The sequence below is a fragment of the Mycobacterium sp. NAZ190054 genome (genome assembly GCF_001545925.1).
In the GTDB taxonomy this organism is placed as follows: Bacteria; Actinomycetota; Actinomycetes; order Mycobacteriales; family Mycobacteriaceae; genus Mycobacterium.
Genome location: NZ_LMVQ01000179.1, coordinates 25,143 through 37,067 on the forward strand (window position 1 = coordinate 25,143; position 11,925 = coordinate 37,067).

The 11,925-nt window shown below is 69.2% G+C and carries 12 protein-coding genes; 2 read left to right on the top strand and 10 right to left on the bottom strand.

What is annotated here, in order from left to right; translation table 11 throughout:
• Positions 1–277: 277 nt before the first annotated feature.
• Positions 278–1,060, bottom strand: a complete 783-nt coding sequence (locus tag ASJ79_RS14175; RefSeq protein WP_067956170.1) for an alpha/beta hydrolase — start codon at positions 1,058–1,060, stop codon at positions 278–280.
• Positions 1,061–1,101: 41 nt separating this feature from the next.
• On the opposite strand from ASJ79_RS14175, the gene ASJ79_RS14180 reads away from it, so the two are divergent.
• Positions 1,102–1,890, top strand: a complete 789-nt coding sequence (locus tag ASJ79_RS14180; protein WP_067956172.1) for an SDR family oxidoreductase — start codon at positions 1,102–1,104, stop codon at positions 1,888–1,890.
• Here ASJ79_RS14180 and ASJ79_RS14185 read toward each other — a convergent pair.
• From ASJ79_RS14185 to ASJ79_RS14200, 4 genes are all read right to left on the bottom strand, one after another.
• Positions 1,887–3,320 carry a hypothetical protein gene (locus tag ASJ79_RS14185; RefSeq protein ID WP_067956173.1) on the bottom strand — a complete coding sequence of 478 codons (1,434 nt, stop codon included), beginning with the start codon at positions 3,318–3,320 and terminating at the stop codon, positions 1,887–1,889. The two genes, ASJ79_RS14180 and ASJ79_RS14185, sit on opposite strands and share 4 nt — an antisense overlap.
• Positions 3,321–3,468: 148 nt before the next feature.
• Entirely contained in the window at positions 3,469–4,176 is a 708-nt protein-coding gene (locus ASJ79_RS14190; RefSeq protein ID WP_067956176.1) for a nitroreductase family protein, read from the bottom strand.
• Positions 4,177–4,178: 2 nt separating this feature from the next.
• Positions 4,179–4,685 (bottom strand): DUF2505 domain-containing protein, encoded by a 507-nt coding sequence (locus tag ASJ79_RS14195; RefSeq protein ID WP_067956178.1) that lies wholly within the window; start codon positions 4,683–4,685, stop codon positions 4,179–4,181.
• A 4-nt stretch (positions 4,686–4,689) separates the two neighbouring features.
• Entirely contained in the window at positions 4,690–5,367 is a 678-nt protein-coding gene (locus tag ASJ79_RS14200) for a flavodoxin (RefSeq protein ID WP_067956180.1), read from the bottom strand.
• Positions 5,368–5,438: 71 nt separating this feature from the next.
• Here ASJ79_RS14200 and ASJ79_RS14205 point away from each other — a divergent pair, with 71 nt between their 5' ends.
• Positions 5,439–6,278, top strand: coding sequence for a class I SAM-dependent methyltransferase (locus ASJ79_RS14205; protein WP_067956182.1), 840 nt, complete (start codon positions 5,439–5,441; stop codon positions 6,276–6,278).
• 4 nt (positions 6,279–6,282) lie between these two features.
• On the opposite strand, the gene ASJ79_RS14210 is transcribed toward ASJ79_RS14205, so the two are convergent.
• From ASJ79_RS14210 to ASJ79_RS14230, 5 genes are all read right to left on the bottom strand, one after another.
• The gene (locus ASJ79_RS14210; protein WP_067956183.1) at positions 6,283–7,533 is read right to left on the bottom strand and encodes a phthiocerol/phthiodiolone dimycocerosyl transferase; all 1,251 of its coding nucleotides are present in this window, start codon (positions 7,531–7,533) and stop codon (positions 6,283–6,285) included.
• Between the two features lie 42 nt (positions 7,534–7,575).
• The gene (locus ASJ79_RS14215; RefSeq protein WP_067956190.1) at positions 7,576–8,421 is read right to left on the bottom strand and encodes an ABC transporter permease; all 846 of its coding nucleotides are present in this window, start codon (positions 8,419–8,421) and stop codon (positions 7,576–7,578) included.
• Positions 8,418–9,242: an ABC transporter permease gene (locus ASJ79_RS14220; protein WP_067956184.1), complete on the bottom strand. Its 825-nt coding sequence runs from the start codon at positions 9,240–9,242 to the stop codon at positions 8,418–8,420. Before ASJ79_RS14220 ends, ASJ79_RS14215 begins: the two co-directional genes overlap by 4 nt.
• Positions 9,239–10,243, bottom strand: coding sequence for a daunorubicin/doxorubicin resistance ABC transporter ATP-binding protein DrrA (locus ASJ79_RS14225; RefSeq protein WP_067956185.1), 1,005 nt, complete (start codon positions 10,241–10,243; stop codon positions 9,239–9,241). The genes ASJ79_RS14220 and ASJ79_RS14225 overlap by 4 nt, the downstream gene beginning before the upstream one ends.
• Positions 10,244–10,261: 18 nt before the next feature.
• Positions 10,262–11,925, bottom strand: a 1,664-nt coding sequence (locus ASJ79_RS14230; RefSeq protein WP_231750846.1) for a condensation domain-containing protein, incomplete at its 5' end; no start/stop codon positions are given.

Genomic DNA, 11,925 nt, shown 5'->3' on the forward strand with positions numbered 1-11,925 from the left:
TCCGCGGATACCCCGGCGCGCGCCGGCCACCACACGGCGCGGGACGCCGCGAATGCCCGTCGGTGCGGGCGCCGCGGCCACCCCGGAGGACCGGGTGATCGACGTCCGCTCCCTCCCGGCTGTGCCCGGAAGCGCCGCCGGTGCTGATCTCGAGCCGCGCCCGAGCGTGGTGCCGGTCCGCGGCAGGAGCTTGCGCCGACGGTTTGCTGACGTAGACGTCAGTATGGGTGTGGCAATCGCCCACAAATCCAGGCGGCAAAGTCGGGGAATTCGAGCGTCACAACCCCCGGCTGCGCAACCAGGCATCGATGCGATCGGCGACATGCTCCCAGCCGGCCTCGAGCATCATGTTGTGGCCCATCCCCGGGAAGAAGTGCGCCTCCGTACCGTAGGCGACGGCGGTGGCCCAAACCTCGTCCCGGGTGACCGCGCCGTCGTCGGCGGCGCCGAGAACCAGCATCGGTGCGCGGACCCGCGCCGGGTGCGGAAGCTTGACCAGCCCGTCGAGTCCCATCCGGGCGCTCTCCTCCTGCAGGCGCGCCGCGTAACGACGTACGACGGCCTCGGGGGTACTCGGCGAGAAGAACCGCTCCCTGGCGAGCTCCGGGGTGCTGACATAGGGCAGCGACTTCCCGGTCACCGTGAGCTTGGCGAAGTGCCACGGGTGGCTCCTGATCCACCGCAGCCCCGACCGCAGCGACCCCTTCGGCGGCATCGAGGCCATCAGCACACCGGCCGGCGCGTCGCGGTGCTCCAGGTACCTCTGCACCAGCACCCCGCCCATCGAGTGTCCGACGATGACCGGGCGGGTCGCCAGCGCGTCGGCGGCGGTCGTGATGTCGGCGACGAAATCGTCGAATGTGAGATCGCGCAGCTTCTTGTCGGCCGGGCTGCCGCCGTGGCCACGCAGGCTCACCGCCAGCGCGCGGTAACCGCGTCCGGCGAAGAAATCCAGGAAGTGTTCATCCCAGCACCACGCCGCATGCCAGGCGCCGTGCACGAACAGCAGTGGGACAGGGTGGGTTTCACTGACCGATCCCTTGTCGATTACCTCGAGCATCGCGCTCAGCGTATACGGCGGCCTGGGTACTATCGCGGCCCATGAGCCTCGCCACACCGCACCCCGGCACCACCGTCGTGATCACCGGCGCCTCGTCCGGGATCGGCGAACACATCGCCCGCGGGCTGGCGCGGCAGGGTTACGACCTCACGCTGATCGCGCGGCGGCGCGACCGTCTCGAGGCCCTTGCCGATGAACTGCGCACTGCGCCTTCGGTTTCGGTCGAGGTGGTGGCCCTGGACCTCAACACCGAATCCGGTCGCGCCGGGGCCGTCGAGCACCTGCGCACAGCGGCGGTGGCAGGCCTGGTGAACAGTGCCGGATTCGGCACCAACGGGCTGTTGCAGGACCTCCCGCCCGAGCGTGAGCGCGACCAGGTGGTCGTCAACGTCCTCGCGCTGACCGAACTCACCCACGCCGTGCTGCCCCAGATGATCGGGCGCGGCGCCGGCGCGGTGCTCAACCTCGGCTCGATCGCCGGTTTCCAGCCGCTGCCCGGCGCCGCGGTGTACTCGGCGACCAAGGCCTATGTGCAGACGTTCTCCGAGGCCGTGCACGAAGGCCTGCGCGGGACCGGGGTGTCGTGCACCGCGCTGTGTCCGGGCCCGGTTCCCACGGAGTGGTGGGAGATCGCCGGCGAGCAACCGCCCGGCGGGAAGGCCCAGGTATCGGTCGAGGACGTCGCGGCGTCGGGGATCGCGGCGATGCGCGAGGGCAAGCGCCTCGTCGTGCCCGGGCTGGTGCCGAAACTGACCGGCCTCGGTGGGCGCTTCGCCCCGCGCGGTCTGCTGCTTCCCGCGTTGCGGATGGCCGCGGCGCGCCGCCGCTAGTCTTCGGAGCCTTCGTTCCCCGCGTCGTCGCCCGAGTCGCCGCCGTCCTCGTCGGAGCCCTTCTCGGCGTCGACCTTGTCCTGGATCGACTGCACCGAATTGGTGTCGTCGCCCTCGTCGAGACGGTGCTTACCCGCCCCGTCCTCGGCTTCTTCCTCGGCTTGCTCCTCGGCCTCTTCCTCGGACTCTTCGTCGGTTTCGTCGACGGGCTCGTCGTCGGTTTCTTCGGCGGGCTCCTCGGCGGGCTCTTCGGCCGGCTCCTCGGTGCCTGCGTTCTGGAACTTCTCCAGCAGGTCCTTGACGGCGGCGGTCTCGGTCGAATCCGACGGCTCATCGCCGCTCTCCGGTGCGCCCGACTCAGCCGGCTCCTCAGGCTCCGCCGGCGCGGGATCGGTGGCCTCCGCGCCCTCGTCGGCCCCTTCCGACTCCTCCGTCTCCGCCTGGTCGCCGGACTCCTCGTCCGGGATCGCCGGATGAGGCTCGTAGTTCTCGTAGAGCCACGGGTTGTCGTACAGGTTGTCCAGGTCGCAGTCCTTGCAGAACAGCGGGGCCAGCGCCGTGGCCACCGCGGCGATCAGCCCGTTGCGCGGATTGAAGATGCTGCTGTTCTGGACGAACGGGTTGAACGCGTCGAACAGGGACTTCGCGAGCTTGAGCGGCACCCGGATGAAGTCCGACAGCGGCACGCTGGCGACCGGCTTCGGCGGCGTGGTCAGCCATTCCCACGTGTTCTTGAACGGCCCCCACGGCTCCAACTGCACGGTCTCGCCGGCCCACGGCACCGGGTCACCGGTGAACGGGTTGGTCGAGCCCTGCTCCCCGGCTTCGGGGAAGGTGTAGCCGTCGTAGAGCTGCGACACCGGCACCTTGAACATGCTGGCCAGCAGCATGCTCATGTCCGGGCAGGCACCCGGCGTGCCGGCGCACCCGGAGTTCATCGGCAGATTCGCCTGCGCCCAGACGCTCATCTGCTCACCCAGCACCGACGAGAACGGCTTGAACGGCATCAGCACGTCGATGAACGCCTTGAGCTTCGGCGGATCCCACTCGTCGAAGCCGAACACGTTGGTCGGCCCCCACACCTGCCAGCTGCCGGTGCCGATCATCGCGTCGGCGAGCCGGTCCATCGCCTGGATCTCCCACGCCGGGATGCTCAGCAGCGCGTTGAACAGGTTGCCCGGAATGTAGAGCAACGAGGACTCGCCGAACACGGCGCTGCTGGTCACCGTGACGTCCGCGGTCCCCAGGTCGGTGCACAGCGCCGCCGTCGGCTCGCTCTCGCACAGGTTGCCGGCCGCCGCGGTCAGCGCGACGGACCGGTCGACCGACCGTTCGGCGATCACCTGCGGTGCGATCGGAGTTACGGAGATGACGCTGGCCCCCACCAGCGCCACGCCCGCCGTGATGTAAGGCCGTACCGCAGCAGGCATGACGCCCCCTTCAGAAGTCTCTGTGAAATCGCTGTCCCCCAACAGCAAGGAACGTAACCGAACAGCAACCGCATTGTCTAGCAAAGTGTCCAGACCGTGTGTCGGACCAGGAACTCTGACGGTTGCGTCAATAGTGCGGCCGCGGATCTCACCCCCGGGGCCCGAACCACGCCCGGTTCCCGTACCGGTCCAGATGTACTACCTCGTCAACCGGTCTTCTCGTGGTCGGGCCGTAGCGGCCGCGCGGCCATCCCAGCGGGACGACACAGCACGGAGTCACCTCGGTGGGCAACTTCAGCACCCGGCGTGCCGACGTCAGATTCCACAGCGGCAACGTGATCAGCGAAGCGCCCAATCCCATCGACCGCGCTGCCAGCAACAAATTCTGCACGCTCGGATAGATCGAACCGAAGAACGCCGACGCGGCCGCGTGCGGCATCGGCACGTAGGGCACCTTGCCCTCCCGGGCCGACAGGCGCAGGCACGCGATGACCAGCACCGGGATCTCGTGGAAGTGCTCGAGCTGCCACTCGATGGCCCGCACGCTCTTTGCCATCTCCTCGTCGTAGGACGCGATGTCCCGGATCGAGGTGCGGTGGAACACCCGCCACGCCAGCCGGTACCGGCGCTGCAGCTTGCGCTTGATCTTGGGGTCCTTGACGACGACGAATTCCCAGTTCTGCCCGTTGGCACCGGTCGGCGCCCGCAGCGCGAGCTCGAGGCACTTGAGCACGATCTCGTCGTCGACCGGATCGGGCAGCACCCGGCGGATCGCCCGCTGGGTCATCATCGCCTCGATCAGCGGCATGTCCAGCCGCGCCAGCGCCTCGGCGGTGGTCGGGATCGGTTCCGGCACGGTCAGGCCCTCCCGGCGATCCAGTCGGCGGTGAACTGCTGCATCTGCGGCACCTCTCTGCCGATCAGGTCGGCGACGTAACGTTCGATGCGCCCGCCCACGACCGGGATCCTCACCTCGAGGGTGCCGCTGACCCGCAGGCTCGAGCCGGACTCGGTGGGGGTGAGCAGCATCGTGCCGGAACCCGAACTGGGCACCCCGCGCGCGGAGATGGTGAAGTCGCCGTGCGCCTGTCCGTCGACCGCCGGCCGCCAGGTCTCGGTCCGCATGATCTTGGTGTCGCCGGGCAGCATCCGGCCGATCCCGCCGGGAAGCATGTCCTGGCGCAGATCCTGGGTGGTGTGCACCACCACCGTGCCGTCGGGACCGACCTCCAGCGAATCCAGGCGCATCGAGTCGCCGCCGTAGGCGGCCAGCCGGGCCAGCCAGTAGTCGCGTCCGGAGAAGGCCGCGAGCACGTCGGCGACGCCGGCCTTCGCCTCGGTCGTCACGTCGAAAGAACGGGGCACGTCCTCAGTTCCCCTGCGACTGCTTGCCGAACACCTTGTCGGCGACGCGGGCGGCGAACCGACGCGACTCCTCGAGATGCTCGTCGTTGATGTTGGTCGGCGGCAGCTTGAGCCCCAGATAGCGGTCCTTGTACTCCCCCGACCCCAGATAGCTCGTCAACGACAGCATCGACGACAACTCGCCGCCCGGGTAGGTGAAGTGGATGCCGTCGACGTAGCGGCCGCCCTTGTTCTCGGCGAGTTTGCGCACCCCGGCGAGATTCTTGCGCCACTTGCGCCGGCACACCACGAACACCGCGAACCGCTTGCCGTCCATCAGGTTCCGCGCCTCGTGCGACTTCAGGAAGGAGCGCAGCGGCATGGACACGGTGTCCCACCAGGTCGGCGAGCCGATGCAGATCAGGTCGTAGTCGCCGGTGCGGACGGCGTCGGGAGTGCGGATGTCCCCGGTGCGTTGCAGCGTCTGCGCGGGCAGCATGCCGAGGAACTCCGGCCAGACCCGGCGCATCGGGAAGCGGGAGAACCGTTCGGCATACCGCGGGTCGGTGAATTCGATCGGGGCCTCGGTCACCTCGTAGCCGCGGGCGCGGAACACCTCCCCCGCGGCGTCGAGTACCTTCTTGGCCTGTCCGGTGTAGCTGTAGTACAGCAGCAGCACCCGCGGCGGTACCGATGAAGTCACGGTCGGCCCATCCTCTCGTCATCGTCGACCCGACGTGCCACGCCGGGGCCTTTGCGCATAGCCTCACACACGTGAGCAACAAAGTTCCGGTCGACCTCACTGGCCCGGCGAAGACCATGCTGTCGACCCTGTACCTGAAGGCCGCCGACGCCGACTTCGACCGTCCGATCCTCGGCGACCGGTTCGCGAAGGCCGCGATCGACAAGCTGGACTTCGACTGGCGCGAGCTCGAGATCACCCCGAAGTGGGCGCCGCTGTTCACCGTTCGCACCGCGCTCTATGACGGCTGGGTGCGCGAGTTCATCGCCGCCCACCCCGAGTGCACGGTCGTGCACCTCGGGTGCGGGCTGGACTGCCGGGTGTTCCGGGTCGACCCCGGCGCCGACGTGCGTTGGTACGACGTCGATTTCCCGGAAGTGATCGCGCTGCGCGAGCAGATCTACCCGACCCGGCCGAACTACCGGTTGATCCCGACGCCGGCCACCGAGCCGAACTGGCTCGACGAGATCCCGGCCGACCGTCCCACTCTGCTGATCGCCGAGGGCATCAGCATGTACCTGACCGAGGACGAGGGCATCGCGCTGCTGCGCCGCTTCGTCGACCGTTTCGGTGTCGGTGAACTGCAGATCGACTTCTTCAACTGGCTGGCGATCAAGTCGCAGAAGACGCAGTCGCTGGTGCGCACGTCCGGTTCGGTGCTGTACTGGGCCGTCAACAACCCGCAGGACATCCTGAGCAAGCTGCCCGACATCCGGTTGCTCGCCGCCACAACGTTTTTCGACGCGAGCACGTATGCCGGGACGGGCACGGGGATGCAGGCGCTCAAGCGTGCGGTGCGGCTCCTGCCGCCGCTGCGCAGGGCGCTGCAGTACCACCGCTACGCGTACGGGAACCCGGCCCGGCGACCCTGAGCGCTCAGCCCACACCGGACTGCTTGGCCACCACACCCTGAAGCTGGGCCTCGATCGCCGCGACGGACTTCTCGCGGTCGGGGCCATGTGAGTGGTACTCGATCATCAACTGGCCGTTGAAGATCTTGCTGGTGTAGATCTCGATGCCGGCGCCGACGGCGAAGTAGAACTCGCCGTGGCTGGCGGCCACCTCCATGTCCGGTGGGGTGCGCAGCGGCGGCACGATGCCGTTGTCGGTGAACATCACCACGTCGGGCAGACCGGGCGGGTTACCGACGTACTGCGGGCTGAAGTGCAGGAAGCTCTGCTGGATCACGCCCTCGGCGATGTCCTTCTTGTACGTGTCGTTGATGTCGCGGGCCAGCTCGGCGATGTCGGTGCCCGCCTCGATCTCGGCGAGGTAGGTCGCGATGCCGACCGGGTTGGTGCTCTCGGTGGCCGACACCGGCGGTGAGAGCAGGTAGCGCAGATCCACCGGGTACACGTACGGCACCGGGATGTTCGGGGTGTTGCGCACGTTCCACTCGGCCATCAGCACGGCCGCGGACAGCAGACTGTTCAGGCCCAGCTTGTTGGCCCGGCAGAACGCGATGACCTTCTCGGTGTCCTGCTCCGAAAGCGTGCAGTACGCCATCGGAACCAGCTGCGGCAGAACAGGGTTGACGTCCGACGGGGCGCGTCGCGACGGCGGCAGGTCGTAGACGAACATCGCCGCGAGCAGGCGCTCCAGGCCCGACCGGGTGCGCTTCTCCACGCCGCGGTTGGCCAGGATCACCTCCAGCGGTTCGGGCGCGGGATGCACCTCGACCGGTTTGGTGCTGCCGGTGGTGACCAGGTCGGTGTAGGTGGAGAACAGTTCCTCGACGAGGCTGAACTGGTGGTGGCCGTCGGCCAGGCTGTGGTGGATGTACAGGGTGGGCTGGGCGACGCCGTCGCGGACGGTCAGCCGCAGATGCACCAGCGACTGGGTCTGGTCGAACAGCAGCGGCGGCGCGGGTGCGTCGCCGGACAGTTCGACCACCTCGATGCCGGGGTGCATGAGGTCGTCCAGCACGATCTCCCACTTGCCGTCCGGCAACTGCTCCAGGTGCCCACCGAGGACCGGATGCGCCTGCAGCAGCAGGTCGAACGCGTCCGACAGCGCGTCGGCGTCCATCGGGCCCTTCACATGTGCGGCCAGGCCGATGAAGTTGTGGGTCTCGGCGAACATCTCCTCGCTGCGCGCGAGCTTGCGGATGCCCGATGAAGGAAACATCAGTGTCAGACTCCCAGGGTGGTGGTGGGTTTCACGGGCCCGTCAGCCGCGCTTGCTGGCCTTGCGGTATCCGATCGCCAGCGGCACCGCGCACACGGCGGCGATCCCGGCCGCCCACAACACCGAGAACATCACCGGCTCGGCGATCGGACCCTCCAGGGACAGACCCCGCATGGCCTCGATCGTATAGCTGACGGGCTGGTGCTCGACGATCGGTTGCAGCCATTCCGGGTACTGGTCGAGCGGCACGAAGCCGATGGAGAAGAACATCAGCATCGCGATGACGATCTCGGTGGCCTGGGGCACGATCGTGTTCGAGGAGAACAGCGCCAGCGTCAGCACCGCGGCCGACAGCGCGACCCCGAACAGCGCCGGCATGAACACCCACAGGATCGCCGCCGGGACGCCCTGCTCGAACCGGAACCCCAGCGCCAGGCCGACACCCATCACCACCAGCGTGATCACCACGATGCGGACGAAGTCGGCGGCCAGCCGCGACAGCAGGCCGGCGGCCCGGTGCACGGGCACCACCCAGAACCGCGACAGCAGTCCGACCTCGCGTTCGCGCATAATGCCCACCGCGCCGATGATCGCGCCCGTCATGCCGCCGACCAGCGCGACCAGCGGCACCTGGCCGTAGAGTCCGCTGTGCCCGGTGACCTCTTCGAGGACGTCGCCGAGCACGATGTCGAGCGCCACCAGGAAGGCCGACGGCATCACGAACGACTGCACCAGCGTGGCCGGGTCACGGCTCCAGCGGCGCAGGATGCGCCAGGTCAGCACGCCCACCTGGGGCAGCAGGCGTTTCGGGGAGTTCTCCCAGATCTTCTCGCGGCGGTGTCTGCCGCCGGGACGGTACGGCGCGGTGACCGGATTCTCCAGCGTCATTCCGACCGCCGCTTCCGGGTCACCCACATGTGCAGGACGAGCGCCACCACGATGCTGCCCACTGCCCACGCCACCGCCGGCACCAACACCGACCACGTCGCCTCCGGGGCGGCGCCGGAGCTGTCACCGGCCAGTGCCTGCAGCGCGTACACCCACTGCGACAGCGGCTGATTGCGGACGAAGCCCTGGATCCATTCCGGGAACCGCTCCACCGGCTGCAGGCCCACCGAGGCCAGGCCCAGCGTCAGCTGCGGGATCAGCATCATCGGGGCGGTGGCCTCCGGGTTCTGCGTCGCGACGCCGATCAGGTCGCCGATCAGCGCGAGCGCGGCGCCGATCAGCAGCACCAGCGCGACGAAGCCGACGATGCCCGGCACGCCGTTGTCGAACCGGAAGCCGATCACGTGGCCGCACGCCACCGACACCGCGAGCGCGACGCAGCAGCGGTACATGCTTGCGGTCATCCGGGACGCCAGCGGGGTGATCGCCGGGATCGGCATCGCCCGGAACCGGCGGTTGATGCCCTGCACGGAGTCGGTCGCCGACCGGAACGCCGCCGAGATCGCGGCGAACCAGATCGCCTGCAGCACGATCAGCGGTGTCAGGTACTGCGCGTAGCTGCTCAGCGGCTGCACCGCGCCCATCATCTGCTTCAGCGGAAGGTAGTAGCCGATGGTGAACACGATGGACCCGACGATCTGGGTGGCCAGCTCCCCGTTGCGCAGCGTCGGGGTGATCATCCGGACGGTGAGCACCCACCACTGCTGAACCGCGGAGACCGGCGGCCGGGCAGCCGCCGGGATGGCGGACTGGTCGATCACGCGTACGAGTCCGCGGCCACGAGTTCGTCGGACTGGTCGTCCCGGCCCCTGGTGCTGTCCCCGGTCAGCGCGAGGAACACCTCGTCCAGGGACGGCCGGCGCAACGCGATGTCCATCAACTCGATGTTGTGCTCGCTGAGCAGGTGCAGCGCCTGCATCAGCGTGTTCGGCCCGTCCGGTGCCGGCATCGAGATGCGGTCCGACGAGTCGCTGATCGCGGCCCGGTTCGCGTCGGGCAGCAGCGGGCCCAGGATGCGTGCCACCACCGGGATGTCGCCGAGCTGACGCGGCACGATCTCGCAGTAGGTGCCGCCGGTGCGTTCCTTGAGCTGGTCGGCGGTGCCCTCGGCGATCACGGTCCCCTTGTCGATCACGATGATGCGGTCGCTGAGGAGGTCGGCTTCCTCCAGGTACTGCGTGGTCAGCAGCGTGGCGATGCCGGCCTCTTTGAAGTCGGTGACCAGCTCCCAGATCGCCTGCCGGCTGCGGGGATCCAGGCCGGTGGTCGGCTCGTCGAGGAACACCACCTCCGGTCGCACCACCAGACCGCACGCGATGTCGATGCGGCGCTTCATGCCGCCCGAGTAGTTGCCGACCGGGCGGTCACCGGCGTGCACCAGGTCGAACTGCTCGAGCAGTTCCTGCGCCCGCGCCTTGGCGACCTTCTTCGACAGCCCCTGCAACCGACCGAACATCAGCAGGTTCTCGCGCCCGGTCAGCAGATCGTCGAGCGCCGCGTGCTGGCCGGTCAGCATCAACGCCCGGCGCACCCCGGCGGGGTCGCTGACGACGTCGTGACCGGCGATCAGCGCGCGTCCGCTGTCCGGTTTGATCAGCGTGGACAGGATGTTCACCGTGGTGGTCTTGCCGGCCCCGTTGGGGCCGAGCAGACCGAGCACCTCGCCGCGTTCGACCTCGAAACTCACATCGCGCAACGCCTGGACGGAGCCGAAGGACTTCTTGATACCTGCGACGACCACCGCCTTGTCGGACCTGGTCATGCGCTCTCCTCTACCCGCTCACGACAGATCGACCAGCGCGAGCTCGTCGCCGGCGTCGCTGTCCTCCTCGGCCAGCGCATCCCTGGTGATCTCCAGGAGCGCCGTCGAGTACTGCCGGGCAAAGGATTCCACATCGGTGGGCCCGAGCCTGCGGCTGTCGTACCACCAGTCCAGATGCAGCACCCCGCCGGTGCGGTAGACCCGCAGCTCGAGGGCGTGCCCGAGCCCCGGCAGCGTGTCGCGGATCGGCATGGCCGTGTCGGCGTCGAACCGCACCGGGGCGTCGTCGGGCTGCTCGGCCGGAACGTCCGGGATGGTGCCGACGTGCGAGAACAGGATGTCGGCGGACCGCCCGGCAGCCAGTACCCGGGCGGTCGGCGCGTACAGGTAGCGCAGCAGGCCGTAGCCGATGCCGTAGTGCGGCACCGCCTTCAGCGTCTCGCGCACCTCGTCGAGAGCCTGCGTGGCCGAACCCTGGCCCGACGCGTTGAGCACGACCGGGTGGATGGTGGTGAACCAGCCGACCGTGCGCTGCAGGTCGACGTCCGGCTTGAGCACCGACCGGCCGCGGCCGCCGAGATCGACGGTCACCGCACCGTCGCCGACCGTCGCGGCGACGGCACGGCCCAGTGCGGCCAGCAGGATCTCCTCCACCGGGAGGCGCAGCCGCCGCCGGGCGTCGTCGATCTCGCCGGTCTCGGCGGCCGACAGCGCGGCCGACATCCTGGCCACGTCGTCGACGCCGGGACGCTCGCCCGGTTCGGGGCCCGCGATGCTCAGCGTGGACCGGCGGGCCGTCTCGAACCAGTAGTCGCGGCTGTCGAGCACGGCCGGGTGGCTGGCCAGGCCCGCACAGCGCTGCGACCATTCCCGCCACGAGGCCGGGACCGGCGCCAGCGCGATGTCCTCGCCGGCCATCCGCTGGCTGAACGCGGTGAAGATGTCGGTCAGCAACACATCGCGGGACACCCCGTCATCGCCCGAGCCGCCGGCGATCCCGTGCAGGCTCAGCGCCAGGTACGACGGGCCGCCCGCCGCGCCGCGGATGAACGTCGCGGTCAGCGGCACCACCACCTGGTGTTCGCGGACCTGCTCGTCGAGGAACGCCAGCACCGCCTCGCGCTCCTGCGGGCTGCCGGCGGCGACGCCGTCGGGCAGCTGCCGCGTCACCAGCTCGGTGAACCCGCCGGGCTCGGCGATGCGCTGGTCCCAGGTGCCGGCCCGCTCCGCCAGGTGCACCCGAAGCGCGTCGTGCGCGTCGGTCACGGCGGTCAGCACCGCCCGCACGTCGTCCTCGGCGACGTCGGACCGCAGCCCGAGGATCACCGGGATGCGCCAGCGGCCGATGTCGCGCAGGCCGTGCTCGAGGAAGTACGCCACGTTCGGCGGCACCGGCGGGTTGACCGCGTCGTCGAGGCTCTGGCGGGCCAGGCCGCCCTCGGCGTACCGGGCGGTCAGCACCTTGGCCAGCGACGACACGGTCTGGTTCTCGTACAGGTCCTGCGGCGTCAGGTCCAGGCCCTCGTGGCCGGCGGTCATCGCGACGCTGATCGCGATCAGCGAGTCGCCGCCGATCTCGAAGAAGTTCGCGTTGCGGTCGATGGTCGACAGGCCCAGGCACTGCCCCCAGATCCGTTGCAGCTTCGCCTCCACCGTCGACGCGCCGCCGGCCGCAGGGGCGG

Coding starts and splice junctions, on each gene's coding strand:
- ASJ79_RS14180 (WP_067956172.1), top strand. CDS start 1,102: ATGAGCCTCGCCACACCGCACCCCGGCACCACCGTCGTGATCACCGGC.
- ASJ79_RS14225 (WP_067956185.1), bottom strand. CDS start 10,243: ATGACCAGGTCCGACAAGGCGGTGGTCGTCGCAGGTATCAAGAAGTCC.
- ASJ79_RS14175 (WP_067956170.1), bottom strand. CDS start 1,060: ATGCTCGAGGTAATCGACAAGGGATCGGTCAGTGAAACCCACCCTGTC.
- ASJ79_RS14215 (WP_067956190.1), bottom strand. CDS start 8,421: ATGACGCTGGAGAATCCGGTCACCGCGCCGTACCGTCCCGGCGGCAGA.
- ASJ79_RS14210 (WP_067956183.1), bottom strand. CDS start 7,533: ATGTTTCCTTCATCGGGCATCCGCAAGCTCGCGCGCAGCGAGGAGATG.
- ASJ79_RS14185 (WP_067956173.1), bottom strand. CDS start 3,320: ATGCCTGCTGCGGTACGGCCTTACATCACGGCGGGCGTGGCGCTGGTG.